Consider the following 26,638-nt stretch of genomic DNA (forward strand, 5'->3'; position numbering starts at 1 on the left):
CTCTGCGTCAACTTCTTCAAAGCACTCGCCATGCCGCCACGAAATCCAACGCCAGAGACGGACATTTGTGCGATGGAGCACGCTGGCGTGCGTGAGGGAGCAGATCATCGAATCACCGCATTGCCTACCGTTCAATTATGCGTCGGAATAGGACGTGCATTGCCCTGCATTGACTCATTTGCATCAACGCTCGCCGGAGGACGTATCATGCCCGAGACACTTCACGACACGCTTCGTCAATTGCACGAACAACTGGCCGACTTGGACGAACTGCAACCTTCGCAACGTGAAGAATTGCAAACCGCGGTGACCGAAATTCAGGAAAGCCTTGATCGTTTCGATATCCGGTCGGCGGACCTTGCCAAGCGTCTGCACGAGGACACCGAAACTTTCTCGTCCAAACATCCCGACATCGCTCGCACCGTCGGGCAGGTCGCTGACACGCTTGCTCAGATGGGCATCTAGATTTCCCCTCGCATTACTCAGGAGCCTTCGGATGAATCAGCTCAAAACCATTTCAACGACGAATTATCGGATTGGAAACAAGCGGCTTAAGGCGGTTCTGGCGAAGCCGGAGAATGCCGCTGGTCTGATCGTGTTCGCACACGGCAGTGACAGCAGTTGCACCAGCCCTCGCAACACGCACATCGCCGAACGCCTGCATCGTGACGGCTTCGCGACGTTGTTGTTCGATTTCCTGACCGAAACCGAGGCCTGCGAACGTGACAATTCGTTCAAGCCGCCACTGTTGGCTGATCGTCTGAATGAAGTGATCGACTGGACCGATCAGCAGGGAACGATCAAGTCGTTGCCGCTGGGTTTGTTCGGATCGGGCACCGGCATGACGGCGGTCGTGGTCGCGGCGGCGAACCCACGGAAACCAGTCCACGCGATCGTCAGCCGCGGCGGACGTGTCGACTTGGTGTCCCCATGGCTGGATCAAGTCACCACACCGACCTTGTTCATTGTTGGCGAGCGAGACAAGTCGCTGGTCAGCCCCAACCAAATCGCGTCGCACAAGATCAATGGCGAAAGCAAGCTGGAGATCGTTGGTGGCGCGTCGCACTTGTTTTCCGAGGCGGGGAAACTTGACGAGGTCGCCGAACTTGCTGCGGCGTGGTTCACAACGCATCTGCAATCGGTAGCGGCAACATCAGTTCCGCGCTAACTCGATTGCGTCGGTCGTGCCCGCAAGATCGAACGACCCACGAGCGGAACGAAAACAGTCGCTGCCAGTCCGATGGAAAAAAGGTGTCCCCTCGTGACGTCGTAGTTTTCGATGATCTCGCTTAGTGGAACGCCCGCGAGAAAATGAAAGAACAAAAACTCAAAGGCGATGGTGTAGATCACCCACAGGCCGCCGATGAGCAGCAGAGCCGAGGATGACTGCGGGAATCGGCCACGCCTTATAAACTGATAGGCGATCACCGTCCCGGTCACCAACACCATGGCAATGCCCAGCAACTCGGCGAGCATCGCGGGCATTCGCGGTTCAAGAACGATTCGCCGAAAGATCCCTTCGAGAAACGCGAAACCGATCAGCCACGTCCACGAATAGCCCGATTGGGTGATGATTCTCGTGATCATTTCAATCGCTTTAGGTCTTTTGCTGTCGGGTGCGTCCAAGAACTGATACCATGGCTTTTAAGCGGAGCATCCGTCGTGCCGCAATCAAGTCCTTTATGGTGGCAGCAGGACGATGAACAGCGAGCTGACCATCCTGCTTGTCGAAGATGACCCGGATGCCCAAGCGAACCTGGTTGACATTCTGGCATTGGACGGGCACCACACGCAGGTGGCCGGCAGCTTTGCCGAAGTGCGTGTTGTCGCTGACCATCACGAGTTTGATTTGGTCATTCTGGATCGACGGTTGCCTGACGGGAACGTGGAAGATGCCCTGCCCGAGCTGGCGGGACTCTTCCCCCACGCCGAGTTCATCGTGGTGACCGGCTTTGCAGATATCGAGAGCACGATCGCCGCGTTCCGGCTGGGCGTGACCGACTACATGCTCAAACCGGTTCATCCCGAGATCGTTCGCCAACGTGTGGCGCGGATCGCGCAACAGAAGCAGGCTGAGCAACAGTCGCGGAAGGAGCAGCGTTTCATCCACCAGATTCTGGAAACGTCTGAAGCGTTCATCGTTGTGTTGGATCTGCAAGGCCGAGTACTGAGATTCAATTCGCACTTCACCACCGTTACCGGATGGACCATCGAAGAATTGGTTGGCAAGGACTACATCGACCACTGCGTCCCCGAACCAGAACGTCCGCGACTTCATGAGGTCTTTTGTAAAACGGCCACTGGCAAACAATCCACCGGTGTTCGCAACGGGGTCCAGACTACCGACGGACGCATCCGGCATATCCGCTGGTCCAATTCGACGCTGACCGATGAGGATGGCCAAATTACATCCGTGCTCGCGATTGGCGTTGACGTTACCGAGGTCGTTGAGGCTCAAGATCGCTCTGCCCGAGACCACCGTTTAGCGGCGATCGGGCAAACGGTCGCTGGCATGGCTCACGAAAGCCGCAACGCGTTGCACCGGATCAATACCAGTGTCGATCTATTGCGTCTGGACATTCCTATCGAGTCGGACTCACGCGAAGAAGTCGACTCCATCGCACGCGCCTCCACCGAATTGCAGTCCACGCTGGAAGAAGTCCGACGGTATGCCGCCCCCATTCACCTGCACCGCGAGTCCGTGTTGTTGCATGAAGTTTGGCGGCGGGTTTGGGGATATCTGGCGAGTGCACGGGGTGATCGAGATGCCGAATTGATTGAAGCCCGATGTGGATGCGGTTGCCCGGTGGATGTGGACGTCCTGCGAATGGAGCAGGTCTTTCGCAACCTGTTTGAGAATGCGTTGGCGGCTTGCCAAGACCCGGTCCGAATTTGTGTTCATTGCAAGTGTGGCGGCGATGATGAGATCTTGGTCGCAATCGAAGACAACGGTCCGGGCTTGGACAACGCCCAACGTGAAAAGATCTTCGATCCGTTCTTTACCACCAAAGCAACCGGGACAGGACTTGGCATGTCCATCGTTCAGCGGATCGTCGATGCGCATGGCGGGGACATTCAAGTGGTCGACGCGGACGACGGAGGAGCTAAGTTCAAGATCCGATTAAGCAAGTCCGAATCAGCACTTTCAACGCCATGCCCCGCTACGACGGTCGATGCAGATGGATGACCACGAACAGCAAGCCATCTTAGCTTCGGTCTTGAAGACTGCCGTGGATGCGATCGTCATCATCGACCAGCGCGGGATCGTCCAATCGGTCAATCCCGCCACCGAGCGAATGTTCGGTTTCGGTGCGTCCGAACTGATTGGCCAAAACGTCAAGATCTTGATGCCTTCGCCCTATCACGAACAGCATGACGGCTACCTCGATTGGTATGAAGAAACCAGCGAGAAAAAGATCATCGGGATCGGTCGCGAGGTGATTGGAAAGCGGAAAGACGGCAGCACGTTCCCGTTGCACTTGGCCGTCAGCGAAGTGGAGTCGGGATCACGCAAGCTGTACACGGGAATCCTGCGAGACATCAGCGACTTGAAGGCCGTCGAACAGGAACTCAAACGGCTCAACGCGACCTTGGATCAACGGGTCCACCAGCAGGCCGAACAACTCCATCAAGCCGAAACGCAGCTCATCGAAAAGGAAAAGTTCGCAACGCTCGGTCGTATCTCTGGCGGTATCGCTCACGAGATCCGCAATCCTCTCAACGCGATCAAGACCTCCGCCTACTATCTGCTCAACGCCCGTTCGCCTTCTCCTGCAAAACACGAAGAACATCTCCAACGGATCGACCGTCAAGTCACCGTAATCGACAGTGCGGTCACGGCGTTGTCTGATCTGGCACGGCTTCCAGAACCGAACGCGACGGCGGTTTCGATTCCCGACATCGTCGAAGCCATTCTTCGCGACAAACAACTCCCCAGAAGTATCGAAGTCCGAAAAGACTTTCCCACCGATTTGCCAGGGGCGTGGGTCGATGAAAAACAATTGCCGATCGTTCTGAAAAACCTGATTCGCAACGCCCGCGATGCGATGCCCGACGGTGGTGTGCTAGAGCTGGCCGCGCAAGTCGACGATCAACAAGTACAAGTCTTGGTGACGGATACTGGCGTGGGAATGACTGCCGAGGTCGTTGAACGCCTGTGCGAACCCTTTTTTTCGACCAAAGCCCGCGGGATGGGATTGGGCATGGCGATCACGATGGCGATCCTGCAAAAGAACCACGGCACAATGCAAGTCGATTCGACGGTGGGCCAAGGCACCAGGTTCACGCTCTCGCTGCCGATCGGGGGCGACGACCGGTGAGTCAAAAACGTGTATTGATTGTCGATGACGATACGGACATTTGTGCCAACATCAAAGACATCCTCGATGATCTTGGCTACCGGACTGATGTTGCTCACGACGGCCCCGACGCGTTGGAATTGATTGACTCCCAACGATACGACGTGGCGGTGTTGGATTTCTGCATGCCGGGAATGGACGGAGCGGCCTTGCACGATGAAATCATCAAGCGACGCCCCGAAATCGCCGCCATCATGGTGACCGCCTACGCTCACGGCGACGGTGCCCAACGAGCGCGTGACGGAGGGATCCAGCAGGTGCTTCGCAAGCCGGTTGATCTGGGCGAGTTGCTGCCGCTGATTGACGATCTGGCTCACTCTCCCGTTGTGCTCGTCGTCGACGACGATCCCGAATTCTGTCAAACGCTGTGGCACTTGTTGCGAGAACGGTCGTTTCGCGTGTGCTTGGCCTACACCAAAGAAGACGGCATCACCAAAGCGTCGGACGGAGACTATCAAATCGCCCTGATCGACTTGAGCTTGTGCCAAGGTTCGACCGACGGCTGTGATGTCATGCGTCAGGTGGCGCAAACCCATCCCCATGCAAGAACCATCTTGATCACGGGATACCGTGACGAAACCGATCACATGCTCGACGATTTGAAGGCGAGAGGAGTGAGCGACATTTGTTACAAGCCACTGGACATGAATAGGTTGTTCAAGCTGATCGAATCCAGCGACGGTTGAATCGTCGCATGGCGCGACGGACTCGCGTTTCAAATTCACCGCAGCCGATTGTCTTTCGTTGCGTCCCCCGATGCCACAAAATGCGAACAGAGGCGGCTCAGCCAAGCTGCTTCGCCATCCGCAGGATACCGAATCGAGGGATCGGAAGTCTCCGTGGCCACTTTGACTCAATCCTCATGCCATGACGTTCGTAGAGTTGCCGCGCGCCGAAATTTTTCTCAGCGACATCAAGCACCATCCGAGTCGAGTTGGTTTGCTTTGCGCGATCACCCATCGCGTCAACCAGCATGCTTCCGATGCCCTCGCCTTGGCACTCGCATGTGACCGCAATCGACTGCAGATAGAAATCGCCAGTTTCGATGGTGTTCAGCAATCGCCAAAGCGAAGCGAAAGCCAGCTTCATGACCAGCATGCGTGCTTTGGGATAGCCGCCTGATTTCGCCAAGACTTCATCGGAACACTGGGCATGCTGTTCAGCGGTGTACCCCGCAGCGGTTCCAACGACCACGCCATCGCGATGGGCGACGAGGACGTTTTCGAACGAATAGTCATGCGAGGGCATTGCGAAGGCTTCTGCGATGATCTCCGCAAACCTCCGTCCAAGCATGAACCGGATGAATCCGACGGACGCTTGATTGAAGAACCGGGCATAGTCCAAGCCATCCGCGAAATTGGCTTCGGCAGGACGAATGGTGATGTTGGCTTTTGCCTTCGAAGAAGCTGTCGCCGACCGTCTTTGTCGGTCAAAGAAGGGGGACAATGATGCGGACATGGTCGTCTATCCATTCATGTGCAAGAAGACTTGGGGTTCAATGCTGCCCGCACAAAGGAAGCCGCCCCAGAACGCTCCGGGGATGCCGGGTGTGACGACGTCTTGCCCGGTCAAGTAGAGGCCCTCGACGGGTGTCTTCATCCGTAGAGCGTCGGTCATGAATCGGGCGGGCGTCACGTCGAGTCCATAGAACGATCCCATGCGATGCCCGGTGATCGAGGCGGTCGCCAACGGCGTGCTGAGTTCGTGAAAGACAACCAGCTTCGCCAGTCTTGGAAAGTACTTGGCGAAATGATCCAACAACGCGGCTTCGGTCTTCCTCTTAAACGACCGGTAATCTTCGCCACGTTTATCTGAGGCAACGCCAGCCCATTCTTGGACGGTCGACCAATCCGACCACACCATCAACTCACCCGCGTATTTGTTTTCAGGACCGGGATTGTGAGCCGGATCCTTCATCGAGGCAAACGAAACGAACATCCCCGGAGGCGGGTCATCGGGAATATTCGTCCAAACCGCATCGACTTCGCCCGTTGGATACAGCCAGTGATTCGATTTGGTCATTCCAGCGGCTTCGACGTCACCGGCGAAACCAAGAAATAGTGAGTAGTGACAGATGTTGGGTCCGATCGCACGAATCTCGTCCACCCAATCCAGGTGGCCGTGACCGTCTGGCAATAAGCGATCCACCGTTTCCCTTGCACCGATGTCCGAAACGATGTGTTTGGCAAGCAGCGTTTCTCCGTCAGCCGTTTCGACACCGGTGACGTTTTCGTCTTCCATCACCAAGGATCTCACTTCGACTCCAGCACGCGCCTCGCCACCGTTGCCGGTGATCGTCGGAAGCATGTGCTCGGCGATCGAAGATGCTCCACCGACCGGGTAGTAGGCACCGGATTCCAAGTACGACTGCATCACGCAGGCGTGCATCGCGAAACTTGCGGTGCTCGGTCGACCGCCAAAGTCCGCCCATTGGGCCATCAAGACGTTGGCAAGTTCTCGATTGTCGGTCAGATCATTGACGACTTCGGCGGTCGTTCGGCCACAGTAATTTTGGATCCGATTGGACCGCCACCATTTCAACGCGGATGCAAACACCGATGGCATCGGCCTTCCTTGGATCACTGCGGTCATGGCTTCGCGGCCCTCCACGATGGCGTCAAACCAAGCGTCGATCGCGTTGGTGTCCTCGGGAAAACGTTCTTTCAAATCCATCCGCTGAGCCACCGTCGGACGCGATAACGGCAGCGGTGCGGAATCACCCATGTGCAGCGTGTCGTAGATGGCACCCATGGGAGCCAATTCGATGGGTGAATCACACAACCAATCGAGCATCGCCTTTTGCGAAAAGTCGGGACCGAACCCGCCGAGATAGTGAATTCCGGCATCCCACGAAAACCCTTCTCGCGAAAAACTGTGGGTCTGTCCGCCGAGTTCTTTGTACTGTTCCAACATCAGCACCTTGTGACCGAGTTTGGAAAGCGCCGCGGCCGTGACCATGCCGCCCATTCCAGAACCGATCACGATGACATCCCATTGTTCTTTCATTTCTTTAACTCGCCAGTGACGATTGCAATCGCTCGGTCTTGTTTCCAATCAGATCCGCAGCAAAGTCCTTCGCGAATTGGTCCACCGTGTCCCAGTCCGTGTATTCATAGTCGTGAGTCGTTTCGGTCTTGCTTCCGGATTTCTCTGCGATCCAACGCATCATCCGCTTCTTCAACCAGCCATATTTGGAATAGCGAAGCGCACCAGCGAAGCAGGCACGCCGTGTCGGTTCGATTCGCTCGTTACGCAGGAATTCGTCCGCCAACCATTCGGCTTCGGCTCGATCCTTGGCGTGTTCGCGAATGCACCATGCAATTCTTGGGTCATGCTCGGCATAGTGAAGCGACGACCCCAACATCACCGCGTCGTAAGATTCGACCGCAAGCTCCGCAACATCGTTTCGAGTCACGTTAAACGTGTCGGTCGGGACGCCAGACCGCCGCATCACATCAGCACATCGTTTTGCAATCCGCTCGGTTTGCCCTTCGCAAGTGGCGTAGATGACAATGGCACGCATGACAGGGCTCCGGTAGTAGGCTCGATAGGGTGTATAGGTTCGCTCAATGGTCGACGTGAAGCTCGTTTCGGATCTGCATCCCGATGGCCATTGGTCGCACGGCTTCTTGGGCGAGCTGCTTCAAATAGAATGATGACACCCGGCCTCGGAGCACGATCCATCCGTCCAACAGTGTCACTCGAACTCGATCCAATCCGCGGTGACCCGCTTGCTGAATCGCGCATTCGAGTGCTTGGGACTTTTCATCGAATCCACTGACCGTCGACTCGTTGATCAGAGGGGCGTTGTAGAGGGCGACCTGAGTCGAATCCGCTTGTGTCATTTCCACGAGATAGACCTCGATCTGCTGGCGACTGGAAGATGAGTTGCGATGTGCAGAATCGTTTCAACGCGAACACTGTGCCGAACGATGCGGTTTGTGGGGCCCGAACGAGTCGCCTTTGGCATTGCCTGTGCCTTGGTTGGGTCTTGGGGCACGTTGGCATTTGTAAATGGCGGGACTGAGTATGCAAACCAGAACTACCCCCTTACGGCGAAACCGACTAGCGAACCTTCTGTTGGAAGCGTCGCCTGCCGCCGTTGTCGTGACCGATTCCCAGAACCACATCGTGGCGATGAACCGCTTGGCCGAAGAATCCTTTGGCTATCAAGAACATGAGTTGGTCGGCCGGTCCATTAAAAAAGTCTTTCCCGAATGTGGTACGGGTCGCAGTCCATCGAGTGACGATGCGTCTCACCACGAGTGCATACTGTCACAGCTGCGCGATCCAGATCCCACGGAGCCTCTTTTTTTTCAGGCTTGCCGCAAAGATGGGCAAACCTTCTCCACTAAGGTCACCGTGCATCCGCTAGCGACTGATTCGTGTCTGGTGAATGTAATCGATCTGACTCAGCGAATAATCCACGACCAAGCGTCAAACCACGAAAAGCAGATCCAAGGTGAGCGGTTGGCTGCAGTGCTGCAGATGGTTTCCGGCCTCGCCCACGAATCGCGTAATGCACTTCAGCGTGCCCAGTCGTGTCTAGACCTGCTGCAGTTGGATCTCGTCGATCAATCAGAGATGATGACGCTGACCGAGCAGATTCGTGGAGCTTTGACGGACATACAGCAGAACTATGAGGAAGTTAAAGACTACGCGGCACCGATTGTATTGAAGCGGCAGGCGGTCGATCTACCAGAACTTTGTCGCAGGATCTACGATGAACTCACCCAGTCGCTCGGTGACGACGCCCCACGGTTGTCGCTTCGATGCACTACCGCGTGCCAAAACGTCCGGCTGGATGCCGGACGAATAGGAGACGTGCTGCGACACGTGCTCGAGAACGCGATCCACGCGAGTCCCAATCAAAGCGAAATCGAGTTCCATTGTGATTACCCCGATGCACCCACGATCGAGATCCGAGTCCGTGACCACGGCGAAGGACTGAGTCGTGAAGTCGAGCAGCGGATGTTCGAGCCGTTCTTCACCACGAAGCAGCAAGGCACCGGCTTGGGTCTCGCCGTCTGCCGACGCATCATCGAAGCCCACGAAGGCACGATCGAAGCCGCCAACGCTCCCGAGGGCGGCACCGTGGTTCGGATTCGCATTCCGGTAGGCGACCCGACCGGCTAACGACGAGCAGCGAAGGTCTACTGTTGGCACGATCGTTGCGACTGAAATTCAAGGCGATCGAAATCAGAGAAAAGACTTGAGGCGAAGAGCCAATCAGGACGGTTCGATTCGCCTATCCGCCGAACCGACCGCCTGATTGGCGTGCCCCACTTGAGGTATCGGCTCACTCATACGACCCTAACCGTGGGCGCACCCACGCATTTCCGAAGGAGCTGATCGTGACCGAGTTGCTTAAAGGCCTGGCTTGGGAGGAAGTCTTCGCAACTCTGCCCTCCGTCAGCGTCGCGGTCATCGGAATCGACGGAAGTGTTCGCTATTGCAACGAAGCGTCTTGTGAACTTTTTGAGGTCGACATGCCCCCAGACAAGCTCATTGGAAAAAGACTCAACGACGTGTTTCGACCTGAATTCGTCACCGAGCGACTCGCGTGGATTGATCGAGCCATCAAATCGGGGCGACCGGTCCGTGGTCATCAGATTCATCATGCCAAGCATCTGGTTTCGTGCATCTATCCGATCGAGACAAGCGACCCGCGATGTGCCCTTGTCGTGACGTATCGTGACGGTGACGATGATTTGATGACCGTTGTCCACAGCGAATTCATCGACTTGGGCGAACTCTCGCCTCTCAGCCCACGTGAATTGGAGATCTTCATTCTGCTAGGTCACGGAAAAAGTGTTCCCGCGATTGCCAAGATGCTCCATCGCAGTCCGCGGACGATTGAGCGACACAAAGGCGAGATTGGCCGAAAAATCGGACTGTCAAGCATCGCGGAGATTGCCCGTGTGGTCGGTCAAGTTGGTCTTGAATACGATGACCTGAAACTGAAACGCTACCAGGCGTTGCGAAGTTCTTAACAACTGCGCTGATTTCAGACGCAGGCGTCGCTCTTCAGGTCCGCAAATTGGGAAGTCAACGCATAGAGCCACGCTTCTGTGTCGTGCGTTCAGATTTTTTGTGCAGTCGTTCTTCCAAACGTCATAGGTTACTAGGGAGGCCCGCTATCTTTTTGCGACATGCACAGCCAAGGCCAACGGCACGCGGCCAACCAACGCCACGATCGTCCATTAAAAAATTCAGGAACGATTTCGTGATTCGGCCGTTTCTTCCGGTAGGTCTACAGGTAGGCGGGGCTCGTTCGCTCGACCCGGTCGCGTCCTGGACAAGGCAGGGCCGAGTTTGGAAATTTCGATGAAAGTTGGAGGATTTCACCATTCACTGCCCATCGCGTGCATAAGTAACCCTGAGGAGGATAGTGCTTCGATTCGCGAACAAAAACTTTTTGGGGACAGAATCATCGCAGATACCGCATGCTCGGCGTTTGGATGACAGTCGAGAAGCAATTTTGATGCGCCAGGTTTCTGGCGAACGGATTAAGTGACTAATGGGAACCGAATATTTCGTCACATGGACCGCGAACCGGGTAGGTCTATTTCAGCTCCGGCCATCGCGTTTCGCTGAGAAAGCGGTCGACGCGACGTGCCACGTTCTTGCCTAAACCAGGAGGGACCTTGGCTCGGCTGAAAAAATATTCGAAGAAAGCGCCGTTGGGACGTGATGCGGATCAATGGCATAGTTAAGAAAGGGAGGGGCAACGTTTTTCCGGCCATCGTTTTCGCCTGACTCCGGCAACAACTGAGCACGTTTTCGCAAACGCGGCATAGGTAACCTGAGAGGGAGTCATCGAAACGCTCGCAAATTATTTTGCAAAGTTCTGTATTTTTCCAACGAGCATTTTCGCGACATCAGCAAATCCCAGAATCAAAGGATTGACGGCGAGATTGAGACCGTGTTTTGCGTGGTTTGACGATCGCTCACGACCACACGTACACCAAGCGACCAGCCGCTCCTCATTGAGACGAGTTCACGCCATCGGTCGGCAGCTGGAGCGTGGACCACTTCACTCCACAGCATTTTGAACGTGTTCTGCCTGGTCAAATCGGTTTCGCGGCAGACGCCCCGACGTCGCGAATCCAGTCGAAACTTTTGTTTGACAAGCCTCCTTCGATTCCCATAATCCTACTCGCTCGAACACCGAGCCACTCAGCCAACCAACGACCGATCGAGCCAACGAGCTCCTCGCCCGTCCGCGATTCATCGCGGCGAGCTTCTTTTGAATCTGCCATGCGCCCGAGCTTCGGGTGACGCCGCAGATTTTGGTCCCCCTCTTTCCTGGCCTCGCCGCCTGCCCGTTGACCGGCAACCGCTGCGATGTCCCTCCGCAATGCCGCAAGGAATGCTATGTCACAACCTCCGCTGTTGTTAACCGTCGGCGAGATCGCCCGGCGGTTGGACACCAAGGTCCACCGCATCGAATACATCATTCGATCGCGAAAAATCGAAGCGACCGGCTGGGCCGGCCACGCCCGCGTGTTCTCGGAAGCCAGCTTCGATCACATCGCCAGCGAACTGAGCCGCATGGACGCGGATCGCCAACCTTCCACTCGCTCCAACGGTTGAGGAACAATCGAATGACGAAACAAACCAAAGCCGCGAATCCGATTCGGGATGCGGCATATCGGTACATCGACGCAGGGTACCGCGTGCTGCCTGCCGATGCACAACGCAAGTTCGCAACGCTCAAGTCTTACAAGCAGTATCGCAAGAAACCGCCAACGGAGAAAGAAAACGAGGTGTGGTTCTCATCGGCCAACGCGGTCTGCATCCTGACGGGCGAGGTGTCGGGCAGCTTGGAAGTACTCGACTTTGATCAAGGTGGCCGCGCGTTCGACGCGTGGTGCGATTTGGTGGAAGAACATGACCCGCGTTTATTGCAGCGTTTGGTTGTACAGAGATCCCAGTCTGGCGGCCGGCATGTGTTCTTCCGAAACGAGTCGCTCACTCCAAAGAGCCACGTTCATGCTCGAACGGTGATGCCCGAAATCGAAGGTAAGACGGTTTTGATCGAAACGCTTGGCGAAGGCAGTTTGGTGATGTGCGATCCGTCTCCCGGCTACGTCGTCCTGCAAGGTGATCTGACAAATCTGCCCACGATGTCGATTGACGAGCGGGCGATTTTGGTTGACGCGGCCAGTTCGTTCAATGAGGTGAAGCCGACCATTGAAGATGTACCGGCGACCAAAACCAGCAATGATGAAAGCCGGCCCGGCGACGACTTCAGTCAACGAGGAGATGTTGCTGCGATCCTGACGAAGCATGGCTGGCGATTGCTGCACGATGGCAACAACCAACAATGGTGCCGGCCGGGAAAGACTGCCGGCTGTAGCGCGACGTTAAAGGACGGAGTGTTCTACGTTTTCAGTTCCAACGCTGCCCCGTTTGAACCCAACCAGCCATACTCGCCGTTCGCTGTCTATTCGCTGCTCGAACATGGCGGCGATTATTCCGCGGCGACGCGGCAACTTGCCAGCGAAGGCTTCGGCAATGCATCCGAAAGCGACGTCGACCTGTCTGGCTTTCTCGACGGCTTGGGGAAAACGGGACCACCGCCGAAACCGCCGGCTGAACCTGAACTGCCCGACCCCGGACCGGTTCCCAATTCGTTGCTGCAAGTTCCGGGCTTCGTTGGCGACGTCATGTCGCACTGCCTCGACACAGCACCGTACCCAAATCCGACACTCGCATTTGCCGGTGCGATCGCGCTGCTGGCGACGTTGGCCGGTCGCAAGGTCCGCGATCCGGGCGACAACCGAACGAACCTCTACTTGTTGGGATTGGCTCATTCCGCGGCGGGCAAAGACTGGCCGCGAAAGCTGAACGTTCAGATTCTTCATCGTGCCGGCATGGCGGATTGCATCGGCGAACGATTCGCTTCCGGCGAAGGGATTCAGGATGCGTTGCATCTGACACCTTCGATGCTGTTTCAAACCGACGAAGTCGATGGCATGTTGCAGTCGATCAAGAAGTCCAACGACGCTCGTTACGAGAACGTTCTATCGACTCTGCTGACGATGTACTCGTCGGCCAACACGGTTTATCCGATGCGTCGCAAGGCTGGCAAAGAATCACCGGGGACCATCGACCAACCTTCACTGGTCGTTTTCGGCACCGCGATTCCCAACCACTACTACGCGGCACTTTCGGAACGCATGCTGACCAACGGCTTCTTCGCCCGCATGATGATTCTGGAGTGCGGTGAGCGGGGTGAGGGGCAAGAACCCAAGATCGCCGAAGTGCCCGACACCATCATGGACGTGGCCCGATGGTGGGCGGACTACAAACCCGGCACGGGCAATCTGCATTTGTGGCATCCTGAGCCAACGATTGTGCCGCATGACGACTCTGCTAAGAAGATCCTCGTCGAGGCAAGACTCCATGCCGAGCGTGAGTACACCAAGGCCGAACGCAAAAGCGATTCGGTGGGCACGACCGTATGGGGCCGCGTTAACGAACAGACACGTAAGCTGGCGTTGTTGTACGCGGTCAGTGCGAACCATGAATCGCCGGTGATCAACGAAGCGGCGGCGGAGTGGGCAATGACGTTGGTCGATCACCTGACTAAACGGATGCTGTTCATGGCTTCATCGCACGTCGCCGAAAGTCCGTTCGCCACGGAGTGCTTGAAGGTGTTCGCCAAGATTCGCAAAGAGAAGAACCAAAAGATTCCGCACAGCAAATTGCTCAAGGCTATGGACATGGAAGCGTTGTTGTTCAAGAAGCTGATGGCAACGTTGGTGGAACGTGGCGACATCATCGCCCAAGAGGAGTCGACCGCCGGACGAACCGGAACTCATTACCGCTTGAACCGCACCGAGCAACCCACGGGCGCAGGGTGAAAAGGTCGGCTTCGGAAAGAAGTCGCTCGATGCCGAGCTATTGGGACTCGGAAAGAAGCCGAAAGAACGGAAAGAAGTCAGAAAGAAGATTGATTGAAAAAGAACATAAATAACACACTTCTCTCTCTTCTTTCCCTCTTTCGTGTCCCACTCCCCTCACACCAATTTTTGGGCTTCGATGCGTGCGTGTACGACATGGCCCGGAAAGAAGAAAGAAGTTCTTCCGCCGGTTGGTCATTTATGGCTGTACCTATCGGCCACGAAGACAAGACGCCATCGACAGGAATCGAACGGGTCCTCCCGGCGGATCGTTTTCATGACAGGGCCGCCGAATCAGCCGCCTTACTTACCTCAGTTTGTTTCCTGGAACACGTTGTCCGACTTTTGAGAAAGCCGATGAAACAAAACCACTTTGAACTCGCGTCGCAACTCGTCGCTGAAATCGAGGTCTTCGGTGATCTTGAGATTGCCACGTTTGGAATTCCAACGAGTTGGTTGACCGGAATGCGGCGATATGGCATTCCATTCACGCCGACTCAGTGGGCCGATCCACATGACGCCAGAAAAAAGATGCGGTTGATCCGCGCTAGCCAACAGCTTTTCGATCTTGGCCACTTGCACCGTCTGACGCGGTCACGAAACGATCGCACCAGCCATGTACTTCCGGCACACGATTTTCTGATTGAAACCGTTCAGAAACTTGGTACCGAGGTTCACCGCCCCTCGTTTTACAACGGGCTGCGCAAGACCGATTGGGGGCGCGGAATGATCGCAGACATTCAATCGCAGCTGAACGAAAAACGCATCGACACTGCCAACAAGAACGAACGAAATCGCTGAAATACCACTCCACCAAACCACTCATCCATCAATTGAACCAACCACCCACCCATGGAAGCTCTATGCCAACGCCGATGACGATCGGTGCCCTCAATCCCCCGAGTTTGGATGCTCACGAAAGTCGAATTTTCATCACCCTCACCCCAGTCCCGCCAACTCCAAATCGCCACTTGTTTGGCCGACGCAATCATCAACTTGCGAGCTTTGTCGCGAGCCTCCCGGCCAATCTCTGAGACTTCTTCCGAAAGTTGCCACCGTTCGGTTGACTCGTCCGCGAACTCAGGGCTCTGTGTCACACCGCCAAACGTCTCGGCGGCAGAAACACGCAAACCCAGGAGTCCCAAATGAAGCTCAATGTTGCCAAGGAGGTCGCTCGATTGCAGAAGATGACCTGCGGCGAACTACGCGACCAATTCGCTACCGTGACTGGCGAAACGACCAATGCTAAGAACCGCAAATGGTTGGTCCGCCGAATCGTTTGGCGGATGCAGGCCAACGTCGAAGGCGGTCTTTCGGCGGATGCGATCAATCGCATCCGTGAACTGGCCGACGGAGCTGACTTGCGAGTCACTTCGCCGGCCACGCGGCGGCTGTCGAGCGACGCCGACAAACGCACCCGAGTTCTCCCCACCGGTGTGCAATCATCGACAACGCCGCTGCCAGGAACGCTGATCACACGCGTCTACAAGGGCCGCGAGATTCGCGTTCGCGTCACCGGGAACGGTTTTGAATTTGAAGGCGAGCTGTTTGGTTCGCTTTCCGCCGTCGCCAAACACATCACCGGGTCGCACTGGAGCGGCAACCGGTTTTTTAAACTCGATCAACAGGAATCCAAATGAAGAAAGACTCAAAAACGATCGTGCGATGCGCGATCTACACCCGCAAGAGCACCGAAGAAGGACTCGAACAAGAGTACAGTTCGCTCGATGCTCAGCGTGACGCCGCTGAGGCTTATGTCGCTTCGCAAAAGCACGAGGGTTGGGAAGTCATCTCCAAGTCCTATGACGACGGCGGCTTCACTGGCAGTAACATGGAACGTCCGGCGTTGCGACGACTACTGGCCGACATCGAAGCCGGCAACGTTGACTGCGTCATCGTCTACAAAGTCGACCGGCTCAGTCGATCGCTACTCGACTTCACCCGGATCATCGAGACATTTGATTCGCACCAAGTTTCGTTCGTCAGCGTCACGCAGCAATTCAATACATCAACGTCGATGGGCCGGTTGGTACTCAACGTTCTGCTCTCGTTCGCCCAGTTTGAGCGAGAGATGATCAGCGAGCGGATCCGTGACAAAGTGGCCGCCTCTCGCCGCCGCGGAAAATGGTCCGGTGGCATGCCGCTGCTCGGCTACACGGTCGAAAAAACAAAACTGCTCGTCGATGAAGTCGAAGCTGATCGCGTTCGCCAGATATTTAGTCTGTATGTCGAACATCGCTCACTCTTGCCGGTTATGAAGGAGCTCAGACAACGCGGTTGGACGACCAAACAATGGGTCACCAAGAAAGGCGATCACCGTGGCGGCCGAGCGTTCACCAAGAACGCGGTTTACAAGTTGCTGACCAACGTGACTTACATTGGCAAGATTCGCTACAAGGACGAAACGCACGAAGGCGAACATGACGGCATCGTACCGCTCGATTTGTTCCGCCGCGTCCAGAACCAATTGAAAGCCAACGGGCAATCTGGCGGCACGGGCGTACGCAACAAACACAACGCATTGCTGAAGGGCCTGATCTGGTGCAAAGCCTGCGAACGCCCCATGACGCACTCGTACAGCTGCAAAGGTAGCAAGCGGTACCGCTACTACGTTTGCGGCACAGCGATGCAAGAGGGTTGGGCGAAATGCCCGGCTCCCTCGGTGCCCGCCGGCGAGATCGAACGCTTCGTTGTCGAACAAATTCAAACCATCGGCACCGACGAAGACCTGCTCAACCAAACGATCGGTCAAATCGAATCACGATCCGAGCAACTCCGCGATAATCTCGAGGCCGAACGCAAAACGCTTCAGCGACAGCTCCGCAACGATCACGAAAAGTTGCGAGCCATCGCCGCCAACGTGTCAGGTAACGGCCGAGTCGCTGGGTTGCCCGAACTGCAAACACGAATCGACACCGCGGAAGACCGACTCAAAGCCATCGCCAGCGAACTTCAATCGCTCGACGCCCAAGCTATCGACACCGCCGACGTCCGGCGACTGCTCGCTGGCTTTGAAGAATTATGGCAAACGATCCAGCCCCGTGAACAAGTCCGTCTCACGTCGTTGCTTGTTGACCGAGTCGACTTCGATGGCGTCGAGGGCAACGTCGGCATTACCTTTCACGACACCGGCATGCAAAGCCTGACCGCCGAAAGCATGGAGGTGCCCGCATGAACGCCAAGCTCACCGTCAATAAATCGTTCCACGTTCAAGTTCGTCGCAACGGCAGCAAGTCGATCGCCTACGGCAAAGCTTCCACCAGACCGCTCGGCCGAATCCCACGCATCACGCGGTTACTCGCCCTCGCGCATCGCTGCCGCGATCTCGTCCGCGACGGCGTCATCATCAACCAAAGCGAACTGGCCCACTATGGCCAGATCTCGACCACCCGCATGTCCCAAATCATGTGGCTCGATAACCTGGCCCCCGACATCCAAGAAAAAATCCTCGCCCTACCGCGAACCGTCCAAGGTCGCGATGCGATTTTAGAACGCGAAATCTGCCCGATCGCCAAAACACACGACTGGACCGAGCAACGAAAGATGTGGACGAGGTTAATGTCACGATGCTGCATTGAAATCTCCGAATCGACTTGATTCACCGAACGTTTCATGGCTCCATGTATGTCGGCCCTCAAAGTCACGATTCAACCCGGAAAGCGAAAACGACATGACACAACGCAAAGCCCACGAGATCAAAGCCGGCGATCGAATCAACGGCGTTGAGGTATTCGACAGCCTCCGGCGGACCATCGGCGGTTACTACATCCCGATGGTCGACGGATCACAAATGCAAGTCGCAACGCCCGACACCTTGGTTCAAACGGAATGAGATTCAAGACGGCCGTGCCAACCAACCGCCCACTCTTCGCCGTGTTCCCCCGCGGCTTTTCGTTTCAACGACCACGGCCCACGACGTTGCCCCACCACCGCGGCGTTTCTTTGTCTGGCATCAGTTTGCCGATCCTTCGCGACAACGCGACACGCCGTGCGTGTCGCACACGGGGGACATCCAGAAAGATTCAAAAATGACGCAGAGTGCCGCCAGTTTCTCTTGAGTTCTCCGCGGGATCATGGCTTCATGTGTCCGAACGCAACGGCCGAATGTAACTCAAACCTTTGCACAGGATACAAACCATGGCCAAGACACAAGAAATCGCCGCCCGCCAAGACGCGCTTCGTATCGCGATGAAGAAGCTCGACGCGGACACCTACCAAACCATTCGCGAAGACTTCTACCGAATCGCCGACAACCTCAAACCACTCGCCGACGCCCTTGAGATCGCCGACGCGGACGTCGGAACGGAAGGACCACTTTTGGAAGAACACTACATCTTCAACCAAATGTACGACCTCCTGCGAAAGAGCGAACTCGGCGCGGTGGTTTGAACGAAAGCCGAAACGCCGGCATGGACGCCGACGTTTTAGTACCGCTCGGGTTCTAACCCAAACGCCGCCGAAAACGCCCGACGTTGGTAACGTGCGGGCGTTTTGTCGTGAGAGAGGAAACTGCTACCAAGCCAAACCAAACACACCACACTGGCCGACAGCGGGCCAGGTCTTTATTCAGACCCAGCAAGCCACCAACGAGGAATTCAGCCATGACGACACCACTCAAGTCAGGCGACCGCGTTCGGCTGATCTCGATGACCGACGATCCCGTCCCAATCCCAATTGGAGCAACCGGAACTGTCACGGGGCTGTACCCGCAAAGCGGGTGGACCCAAGTTGACGTCGAATGGGACAACGGGCGATCGTTGATGCTCTCGATTCCACCCGACGTGGTCGAACGCATCGAGTCGCCGAAAGATGTTCCAACCTGTTAACCCGAGCATGATTTTTCGCCGTCCGGCTCGCAGGAGCCGAAGCAAACGGCGAATGAACTTAGAGCGCGGCTGAAAGGCGAGAGCGCGATAGTCTCCGCCGAGAATCGCCAATTTTGGGTTTCGAGGGCTCAGCCGTGCCGGCTAGCCAGAGATAGCCGAGACTCTCTCGATTGCGGAAACACTGCAAAAGACGTGGATTTTTCGCGGCAAAAGTGATGCTGTTAGCTTGGGCACTCTGAACGAACCGGCGTGGCAACATCAGTTCGCAGATTGAAAAGAGTACACCCGGAGGGATTCGAACCCCCAACCCTCGGTTCCGAAGACCGATGCTCTATCCAGTTGAGCTACGGGTGCGTTGGCTATGGGCCTAAGTTTGCCTGATCCGGGCTGCCTTGTCCAGCCTTGATCCTAATTTCTGTGCCCAACTGCGAGGCCTTTGCAGCCAATCCTGCCGATGCGCTGCGTTCTGCGAATCTCGCGCGGGCTTTTCGCTGAGTAAAACCAGCTGCTAGCTCGCTGAAACGGGCTGCGAGCGAGGCGATCGCGAACTATTTCAACCGTTCGCTCCAAGAGGTGACCTGCTGGCGAACTTGGTCCGGAGCGGTCGAGCCATAGCTGGTGAAGGCGGCAACTGCGTTGGCGGTGCCGAGACTTTCGAAAATGCTTTCATCGATCTCCGCTGCATGCTGCTGCATGGCTTGCAGTGAGAGATCGGCCAGTGGAACACCGGCCTCCATGGCCTGCCCTACGATCGCGCCAACGGCATGGTGCGCGGTGCGTTGTGGCATGCCCTTCTTGATCAACCATTCCATCAATGTGGTCGCATCAAGGTATCCCTCTTCGATGCGTGCGGCGATCGCCTGGCGCTGGAGCTGGCTGCCAGCGACGATGGGAATGGCTAACTCCAGCATGGCGATGATGGTGTCAAAGGAATCGAACAACGGTGGCTTGTCTTCTTGCAAGTCACGGTTGTACGCCAACGGCAAATTCTTAACCAGCAACATCAAGGTTTGCAAATTGCCCATCACGCGAGCGGACTTGCCACGGGTCAGTTCCAAGGTATCTGGATTGACCTTCTGTGGCATGATGCTGCTGCCGGTGCAAAACTGTTGCGGCATTTTGATGAAGTTAAACTCAACGGTGCTCCACAAAATCCATTCTTCAGCCCAACCGCTAAGATGCGAAGCGACCAGGGAAAGCACGAAGGCCGACTCGAGAATAAAGTCACGGTCACTGCTGGTGTCCAAGCTGTTGGCAGTGACGCCTTCGAAGTCCAACGCGTTGGCAGTCATCTGGCGATCGATGGGCAACGTTGTTCCAGCGACAGCGGCCACTCCTAACGGTGACTGGTTCACGCGGCGGCGACAGTCAGCGAGTCGATCCCGATCCCGCTGAAACTTTTCCACATAGGCCAACCAGTAGTGCGGCGCCAGCACTGGCTGGGCCCGTTGCAAGTGCGTGTACGCTGGCAGAATCACATCCATGTCCGCTTCGCAGCGTCCCAAGAACGATCGCTGCAGCTCCAACAACAGGGCATCAACCTGATCGATCGATTCACGCACCCACATTCTGGCATCGGTGCTAACCTGATCATTGCGACTGCGAGCGGTATGCAGTTTCCGCCCGACATCACCGATCCGGTCAATCAAGACGGATTCAATGTGCATGTGGATATCTTCCAGTTCCAAGCGGATCGGGAAGTCACCTGCTTCGATTTCGGTCTCGATTTGCTGCAAGGTGTCGACGATGGCGGATAAATCTGACTCACTGATCAGCCCGTTGGCTTGCAACATGCGAGCGTGAGCAATCGAACCGCGAATGTCTTGGCGATAAAGACGTTTGTCAAAGGAAATCGATTCAGCAAAGGCTTCCAATCGAGCGTCGGTACTGGCTTGAAAAACGCCACTGCGTGAGGGACTGTCCACGATGTAACTATCCACGAGCTAGGAATCAGGGAATAATGTGAGGCCAGCGGTGAAGCATCCAGCGGACACTCAACGAGTGCAGCCGAGTGACTTCCCTCGCCCCGAATGGACGAACCATCCAATGACCGGGTAAAGTATCGCCTGAATCAGCCTTGCTGACGACCCGGGCAGTGCAAAAGAGCCCGTATTTCCGGACTTGAACCAATCACACCGGCGGTTCGGCTGGGCGCCAACGGACCACCTGTGAGCCGACTGTCCCTGCTAAGCTGCATCCTGGTCAGCAGGCTGCAGGCTGCAGGCTGCAGGCTGCTCGGCAGAACCCTTTCCACCGACGCAAGGTAGCTTCATGCTCGCTTCGCAACAGCACGCTCCCAAGAGTTTTCCAGCCGTGACGCGCTGGATCGCGCTCTTCGTTTGTCTTCTCGGTGGCCTGCGACTGGGGCACCTTCCCTCCGCTGAGGGTCAGCCTCCGCAACCGCCGGCAGCGGCAAACACGATTCGTGCGGCAGCCTACTTGGGCGACCAGAATCAGCCTTACGGGGTTGCCACCATCGAGTATCCGCTGCAGCGCCCGATTCGCAGCGACGCACCGGGCCCAAAAATCTTGGTCCAAGACCTGCAGCGATCGATCAAGGAAGACGGGCAAACCGTTGGTCGGATTTTCTACAGCATCAGCGACGACGTTCGCACCCCCATCACCCCGACCTCTGAAACCCCGGTGCCACAACCTGGCAATGGTCGCCTGCTGCGTCGGATCGGCAACTTGATCCAAGAGATCTCCGATCGTGATGCCGCCAAGACTCAGATCATCGCTCGCCGCGTGTCGTTTCTGTTCACCGGTGAAGCTCCTCTGCGTCTTCAACTGAGCGATCCTTCAGGAGTCATTGGCCAATACGAAATCAAACCCCAGACTTCGGCTCAAGACCACGCCGTTGGCATGAGCGCTTGGTGGAGCGGGTTTCAAGCTCACGCCAAAATGATGATTGAACAAGCGAAGTATCCGCCTCGTGTTGAATCCTACTTGGTGGCCATGCTAAGCGGGCGCACGGGAGCTCCCTTGCCGCCGTGGTTCGTTCGCCAAGACCAGCCGGACGATCTGTTGCTCAACACGCTGAAGTACCTTTCTGGATCGCCGTCGGTCACCAACGAGATCTTTCGTCGCACAGCAGCAGGACTGGGCCACGACAATCAGCCCCAAGGCCCTGAGCTAAGCCAACAAGCCAATCAGCCACTGCCCCAGCCTCCGAATTGGCGTCAGGCTCCACCGCCAAACCTGCCGAATCAAATCGAGATCGAACCGATTGCCACGCGGGTTCCGCCGGAATGTTATTACTTGCGATTTGGATCGTTTGAAAACTACCTCTGGTTCGCAGATTTGAGCAAAGAGTATGGCGGGGACATCGGCCGCATGGTTTCGCTATCCGTTGTCAAGAATTTGGGGACGCGACTATTTGAAGAACAGATTGCTGTCGAACTGAATCAAATGACGCGCATGTTTGGCCCCACCGTGGTCACCGACCAAGCGGTCATCGGCACTGACATTTTCACCAACGATGGCGCTTCGATGGGGGTGTTGATTCAATCCGCCAACGCATTCCTGCTGCGTTCTTCGATGAATTCCGAGCGCAAAGCGAAGGCCAACGCGGATGATGAAGCGACATTGAAGGATGTCAAAATCGCCGGAAAGACCGTTTCGTTTTTAAGCACTCCCGATCATCGCCTGCGTTCCTTTATGGCTGAAGACGACGGCTACTTCTTTATTACCAACAGCGAAACGCTGGTCAAACGATTCTTTGCAGTGGGTGATGACAAGAAGTCACTGGCCAGCACGGATCAGTTTCGTCTTTCGCGAACGCTGGTCCCTGAGTCTCGCAAGGACACGATCTTTGCTTACTTTCCAACCGAGATGTTGCAAGGGTTACTGGCCCCCAAAACAATGATCGAGCTGCGGCGGCGGATTGCTGCTCAAAGCGACGTTGCCTTGGTTTATCTGGCTCGCCAAATGGCTCGGGCCGAGGGGCTGATTCCACCATCAGCGGACGGTCCACTGGGGCTGGAGACCTTGATCGAAAACGGTTACTTACCGATCTCGTTTGGCACCCGTGCCGATGGCAGCGGAGTGTTTGGCGTGGGCGACGACGTGGTGGACACGATGCGAGGCGCCCGAGGACACTTCCTGCCCATCGCAGATGTTCAGATCGATCGAGTGACTCCCGAAGAGGCAGCGTGGTATCGACAGATTGCCGATCAATACTCGCGAGCGTTTCCCCAATTGGATCCTTTGATCTTGGCGATCAAACGTTCCGACGTTGCCGGCCACCCGCAACTGGAACAACTTTCGATCCACGCTGAGATCGCCCCATTGGTGCCGGATAAGTACGGCAAGATCAGCAAGCAACTCGGGCCGCCGACGCGCGTGAAGTTTTCCGCAGCGCCGGATGACCTGGTTTCTGTCCAGGCTCACGTTGCCAGCGAGGCGCTCGGTCCGGCGACCCATTTGTTCATGGGAATCAAAGACTCTTATCCTCCGATGCCCGAGGACTTTGACGGCATTTTTCGGACGTACATGGCGCTGCGTCAATTGCCTGCCTATTTGGGTGCTTGGCCACAACCGGGGGCGCTGGATCGATTGCCGCTAAACCTTGGCAAAGGACGCCCAATCGGTGGTGGCATGTATCGCCTCATCGGCGGTTTGTATCGCTATACCGATGGAGGATTCAGCGTGCTTTCGTTTCAACAAGACGTGCTGCGATCGACACTGCCCTACCTGGAAGCCACCGAAGCTGAAGACATGGCCACGGTGCGTGGGAGAGTCGGCAGTTTGTACGGCAGCCAACTCGAAGGTTGGGTCAACCAGTTGCTCTATCAACGTGCTGCGCAGGCCAGTCGCAACACCGCTCGTTTTTTGAACTTGATGGTGGACACACTGCATCTTCCGCCGGACGAGACCTTGCTGTTCGCGGAAAAGATCATGGGTGCTCCCATCCAATGCGGCCTCGGCGGTGAATTCGAATTCGACTCCAACACTGGCCGATGGTTTAGCACCGCTTGGTACGGTCCCGCCGCCCCAGAACTGGCCCCCAAAGACTATCTGTCACCGTTACTGATCTGGTTTCGCGGCGGCAACTTCAGTGCCACCCAGTATTCGGATCGCATGGTGGCAAACCTTGAACTGGTCGTCGCCAGAGAACAAGAGGTCGAGGCAGAAACCAAGAAAAACGCCCAGAGCCTTCAGAAAGAGAATCGCGAATAAGCGTCGAAACGCAGCGACATGAGCGGCGCAACACCGGCTCGGTGGCGTCCTGTCTTGCGGGACTCATGTGATTGCCAGCCGACTGCGATTGCCAGCTTACTGCGATTGCCAGCTTACTGGTTCTCTTCCCAGATGATCGAACCGGGAACGACTTGCTCGCCCTGTTCCAGTTTCAGCTGTGGATCAGGCGTGTCACCGGAACCAACCGCCCCGTTTCCCAAGTCGATCGAGTCCGGCGTCTGCAAGACAGACACCTCTCCAGACTCCGTCGAGATCAATTCTTGCGTTGGCACGCTGATCGTTGGGGTGCCGCCGGTGGGCAAGATCACATTGCGATCTTCATTCATTCGATCTGACATGTGGATATTGTAGAACTCCATCAGCGTCCCTGTTTCGAAGTTCAGGTTCTTGACGGACAAGGCATATTGCACTTGAGCACGGGCAACGGCGTTGGAAGCGTCCGCCAAGCGTCGTTCGGAGTCCAACAGCGAATTGAAATCAAACTGCCGTGCGGCTTCTTGAGCCTGACCGGAAAGGATGTCGTACTGTTCGCGGGCGGCGTCTTCGCGGTTCAGAGCGGTGCGTAGAATCGAAAAGGCGCGGTCGGTTTCAGCGACGGCGTTGCTGACACCAAAGACAACCTGGCGTTCCAATTCACCTAGCATGGCTCGTTCGCGAGACAAAGTCAGCTGAGCGTTTCGAACGGCGGAGTTCGCTTGTCGCATGCCAACGGCATAGTTGTAAGACAGACCTGCCATCCACTCGTGCGTTCCCGTGCCGACGGGGTCGCCGTTGAAATCAACGCGATGATCGTAGAGTCCATCGCCCAAGGCTCGAAAGCGATAACGTCCAACAATGTCCAACCGTGGCAACAGGAAATTGCGACTCGCATTGAGCTCATGCAATGATTTGTCCACGATCAATCGCTGCTTGCGAAGTTCGGTACGGCGTGTTAAGCCCTTGGTAACCAAGTCGTCCCAGTCATAGGCAATCGGGGCCAGGGAGGGACCGCTGGAGGGATTGATCAAGCGACCATCATTGATCGGCAAGCCCATGATCATCCGCAGTCGACGCTCGCTGACATAAACACCGCCAACGCCTTGAAAGGTCCCGCCTGCACTGCCGTTAAAGGCTCGAGTGCCGGTGACCAAGCGTCCTGCCAGCGCGTCTTGAACGTCTTGCTCAAAGCGGAAGTACTGTTCCCTGGCTTGAGCCACTTTGTCTTTTTCGGCTCCCATCAACAGCCCTTCGCGTGCCTTGAGCAGTTGATAAGTGTTCAGGCTGCGGTCACGAGCGGACTTTTTGATTTCCAAATCTTGATAGGCGAAGTGCAAATCCCAGTACGCGTTCTCGACGTCCGTCAAGAAATCTCGCAACGCGATCTCGAGTTGCGTCACGGTCACATCCGCATTCAAGCGAGCAATGACGACACCGCTATAAGTTCCGGGGATGCTGTTCGGTCCTGCGATGCGGTTGAAATCCGCTCCACGGCCTTGCAACAGTGGCTGGCTGACTTCGGCCTCAAAGTTCCATGCCCAGGCTCGGCCGGGCAACAGGTTGCGATCGGCGTTGTTTAAGTCACCTTCCCAGATGTGCCGCAGGGTGTACTGAGTCCCCAGTGCGGTGCGTTTGCTAAGACTGTTTTCGAACGAGGTCAGCTGTTGGCGATAGAAGTTGACGCCACCACCAATGAACTCGTTGTTCAGAACTCGGTCATTGTCTTCGTAAACAAGCTCGCCATCGACTTGAGCGTCAAACGCACTCAGAGCCGCTTCCACACCGCCGGTGGGATTGGTCGCCTGAATGGCTGGCCCGTAGATTGTTGGCGTCAGCCCGGGAGTTTGAATCACTCGAGCTCCCAGATCTCGCAGCACCGTGCTGTTGGACAATGCGATCTGGACCGCTTCATCAATGGTCAACGACCACCGCTGCGGGGGCTTCCAGTTTGCGGACTGGCTGCCCGTGACCGTAAACGGCTGCGATCCCTCAGGAATCGAAGTGATGGTGGTTTGGGTTGTTCGTTGACCTGAATCTCGCTTCACCGCTTGAGATGACAAGATGCGCTGAAGAGAAGAATCAGCGATCTTGACCTTCGAAGCACAGCCACCGACGGCAATGACCGTCAGCAGTGCGAAAATCCAGGGCTTTGCGTGTTTGCGCGCCATCGAAAGTCGTTCAGTTCTGTAGCGTGAATGGATAGTTCAGTGATACGATGACAGCCCCAAGAAGTTTGTCGGCAGATTCCCCTCCTGAATGTTTGCTGTTTTCGATAAAATCGTTGGTTTTGGTAGAATCGCTGTAACCTGAACAGTCCGCCTATTTTGCCAGACCCTACTGGGCGACTGGGACAACGACCGAGATAACC

24 protein-coding genes and 1 tRNA gene are annotated in these 26,638 nt (G+C 56.1%); 17 read left to right on the forward strand and 8 right to left on the reverse strand.

Annotated elements, in window-relative coordinates:
• Positions 1–207 precede the first annotated feature (207 nt).
• Both SV7mr_RS18420 and SV7mr_RS18425 read left to right on the forward strand, forming a co-directional pair.
• The gene (locus SV7mr_RS18420; RefSeq protein ID WP_145278623.1) at positions 208–465 is read left to right on the forward strand and encodes a DUF4404 family protein; all 258 of its coding nucleotides are present in this window, start codon (positions 208–210) and stop codon (positions 463–465) included.
• A 31-nt stretch (positions 466–496) separates the two neighbouring features.
• Positions 497–1,168, forward strand: coding sequence for a dienelactone hydrolase family protein (locus tag SV7mr_RS18425; RefSeq protein ID WP_145275492.1), 672 nt, complete (start codon positions 497–499; stop codon positions 1,166–1,168).
• On the opposite strand, the gene SV7mr_RS18430 is transcribed toward SV7mr_RS18425, so the two are convergent.
• Entirely contained in the window at positions 1,165–1,485 is a 321-nt protein-coding gene (locus tag SV7mr_RS18430) for a hypothetical protein (protein ID WP_419187586.1), read from the reverse strand. The two genes, SV7mr_RS18425 and SV7mr_RS18430, sit on opposite strands and share 4 nt — an antisense overlap.
• 214 nt (positions 1,486–1,699) lie before the next feature.
• Between SV7mr_RS18430 and SV7mr_RS18435 the strand changes: the two genes are divergently transcribed.
• From SV7mr_RS18435 to SV7mr_RS18445, 3 genes are read left to right on the forward strand one after another with little or no spacing between them, the layout of a single operon-like run.
• Complete coding sequence (locus SV7mr_RS18435) at positions 1,700–3,187, forward strand: hybrid sensor histidine kinase/response regulator (RefSeq protein ID WP_145275496.1); 1,488 nt, start codon at positions 1,700–1,702, stop codon at positions 3,185–3,187.
• Positions 3,180–4,319: a two-component system sensor histidine kinase NtrB gene (locus SV7mr_RS18440; RefSeq protein WP_145275498.1), complete on the forward strand. Its 1,140-nt coding sequence runs from the start codon at positions 3,180–3,182 to the stop codon at positions 4,317–4,319. Before SV7mr_RS18435 ends, SV7mr_RS18440 begins: the two co-directional genes overlap by 8 nt.
• A complete protein-coding gene (locus SV7mr_RS18445; RefSeq protein WP_145275500.1) occupies positions 4,316–5,044 on the forward strand; it encodes a response regulator in 729 nt (242 codons plus the stop codon). The genes SV7mr_RS18440 and SV7mr_RS18445 overlap by 4 nt, the downstream gene beginning before the upstream one ends.
• A 97-nt stretch (positions 5,045–5,141) precedes the next feature.
• On the opposite strand, the gene SV7mr_RS18450 is transcribed toward SV7mr_RS18445, so the two are convergent.
• From SV7mr_RS18450 to SV7mr_RS18465, 4 genes are read right to left on the reverse strand one after another with little or no spacing between them, the layout of a single operon-like run.
• The gene (locus SV7mr_RS18450; RefSeq protein ID WP_145275502.1) at positions 5,142–5,816 is read right to left on the reverse strand and encodes a GNAT family N-acetyltransferase; all 675 of its coding nucleotides are present in this window, start codon (positions 5,814–5,816) and stop codon (positions 5,142–5,144) included.
• Between the two features lie 6 nt (positions 5,817–5,822).
• Complete coding sequence (locus SV7mr_RS18455; RefSeq protein WP_145275504.1) at positions 5,823–7,364, reverse strand: phytoene desaturase family protein; 1,542 nt, start codon at positions 7,362–7,364, stop codon at positions 5,823–5,825.
• A 4-nt stretch (positions 7,365–7,368) separates the two neighbouring features.
• Positions 7,369–7,881: a flavodoxin domain-containing protein gene (locus SV7mr_RS18460; RefSeq protein WP_145275506.1), complete on the reverse strand. Its 513-nt coding sequence runs from the start codon at positions 7,879–7,881 to the stop codon at positions 7,369–7,371.
• Between the two features lie 43 nt (positions 7,882–7,924).
• Positions 7,925–8,203: a BON domain-containing protein gene (locus SV7mr_RS18465; protein WP_145278625.1), complete on the reverse strand. Its 279-nt coding sequence runs from the start codon at positions 8,201–8,203 to the stop codon at positions 7,925–7,927.
• Between the two features lie 184 nt (positions 8,204–8,387).
• On the opposite strand from SV7mr_RS18465, the gene SV7mr_RS18470 reads away from it, so the two are divergent.
• The 11 genes from SV7mr_RS18470 to SV7mr_RS18515 all read left to right on the forward strand — a co-directional run bounded on the left by SV7mr_RS18470 (position 8,388) and on the right by SV7mr_RS18515 (position 19,095).
• On the forward strand, positions 8,388–9,494 hold the full coding sequence (locus SV7mr_RS18470; RefSeq protein ID WP_419187587.1) for a sensor histidine kinase: 1,107 nt from the start codon (positions 8,388–8,390) through the stop codon (positions 9,492–9,494).
• Positions 9,495–9,712: 218 nt separating this feature from the next.
• A complete protein-coding gene (locus tag SV7mr_RS18475) occupies positions 9,713–10,351 on the forward strand; it encodes a PAS and helix-turn-helix domain-containing protein (RefSeq protein ID WP_145275510.1) in 639 nt (212 codons plus the stop codon).
• Positions 10,352–11,735: 1,384 nt separating this feature from the next.
• Positions 11,736–11,954, forward strand: a complete 219-nt coding sequence (locus tag SV7mr_RS18480; RefSeq protein WP_145275512.1) for a hypothetical protein — start codon at positions 11,736–11,738, stop codon at positions 11,952–11,954.
• An 11-nt stretch (positions 11,955–11,965) separates the two neighbouring features.
• Complete coding sequence (locus tag SV7mr_RS18485) at positions 11,966–14,230, forward strand: DUF3987 domain-containing protein (protein ID WP_145275514.1); 2,265 nt, start codon at positions 11,966–11,968, stop codon at positions 14,228–14,230.
• A 396-nt stretch (positions 14,231–14,626) separates the two neighbouring features.
• Positions 14,627–15,070 carry a hypothetical protein gene (locus tag SV7mr_RS18490; protein WP_145275516.1) on the forward strand — a complete coding sequence of 148 codons (444 nt, stop codon included), beginning with the start codon at positions 14,627–14,629 and terminating at the stop codon, positions 15,068–15,070.
• 344 nt (positions 15,071–15,414) lie between these two features.
• Positions 15,415–15,909, forward strand: a complete 495-nt coding sequence (locus SV7mr_RS18495) for a DUF2924 domain-containing protein (protein WP_145275519.1) — start codon at positions 15,415–15,417, stop codon at positions 15,907–15,909.
• The gene (locus SV7mr_RS18500; protein WP_145275521.1) at positions 15,906–17,444 is read left to right on the forward strand and encodes a recombinase family protein; all 1,539 of its coding nucleotides are present in this window, start codon (positions 15,906–15,908) and stop codon (positions 17,442–17,444) included. The genes SV7mr_RS18495 and SV7mr_RS18500 overlap by 4 nt, the downstream gene beginning before the upstream one ends.
• Positions 17,441–17,866 (forward strand): hypothetical protein, encoded by a 426-nt coding sequence (locus tag SV7mr_RS18505; protein ID WP_145275523.1) that lies wholly within the window; start codon positions 17,441–17,443, stop codon positions 17,864–17,866. Before SV7mr_RS18500 ends, SV7mr_RS18505 begins: the two co-directional genes overlap by 4 nt.
• A 73-nt stretch (positions 17,867–17,939) precedes the next feature.
• Positions 17,940–18,101, forward strand: a complete 162-nt coding sequence (locus SV7mr_RS25575) for a hypothetical protein (protein ID WP_184307566.1) — start codon at positions 17,940–17,942, stop codon at positions 18,099–18,101.
• A 305-nt stretch (positions 18,102–18,406) separates the two neighbouring features.
• Positions 18,407–18,658, forward strand: a complete 252-nt coding sequence (locus tag SV7mr_RS18510; RefSeq protein ID WP_145275525.1) for a hypothetical protein — start codon at positions 18,407–18,409, stop codon at positions 18,656–18,658.
• A gap of 212 nt (positions 18,659–18,870) precedes the next feature.
• Positions 18,871–19,095: a DUF4314 domain-containing protein gene (locus tag SV7mr_RS18515; RefSeq protein WP_145275527.1), complete on the forward strand. Its 225-nt coding sequence runs from the start codon at positions 18,871–18,873 to the stop codon at positions 19,093–19,095.
• Positions 19,096–19,375: 280 nt separating this feature from the next.
• Here the strand turns inward: SV7mr_RS18515 and SV7mr_RS18520 are convergent.
• Positions 19,376–19,449: transfer RNA gene (locus tag SV7mr_RS18520), tRNA-Arg, on the reverse strand.
• Positions 19,450–19,643: 194 nt separating this feature from the next.
• Positions 19,644–21,020: an argininosuccinate lyase gene (argH, locus tag SV7mr_RS18525; RefSeq protein WP_145278627.1), complete on the reverse strand. Its 1,377-nt coding sequence runs from the start codon at positions 21,018–21,020 to the stop codon at positions 19,644–19,646.
• Positions 21,021–21,366: 346 nt separating this feature from the next.
• On the opposite strand from argH, the gene SV7mr_RS18530 reads away from it, so the two are divergent.
• Entirely contained in the window at positions 21,367–24,273 is a 2,907-nt protein-coding gene (locus tag SV7mr_RS18530) for a hypothetical protein (protein WP_145275529.1), read from the forward strand.
• Positions 24,274–24,386: 113 nt separating this feature from the next.
• On the opposite strand, the gene SV7mr_RS18535 is transcribed toward SV7mr_RS18530, so the two are convergent.
• Positions 24,387–26,438: a TolC family protein gene (locus tag SV7mr_RS18535; RefSeq protein WP_145275531.1), complete on the reverse strand. Its 2,052-nt coding sequence runs from the start codon at positions 26,436–26,438 to the stop codon at positions 24,387–24,389.
• Positions 26,439–26,638 lie beyond the last annotated feature (200 nt).

This window comes from Stieleria bergensis (genome assembly GCA_007745635.1).
GTDB lineage: Bacteria > Planctomycetota > Planctomycetia > Pirellulales > Pirellulaceae > Stieleria > Stieleria bergensis.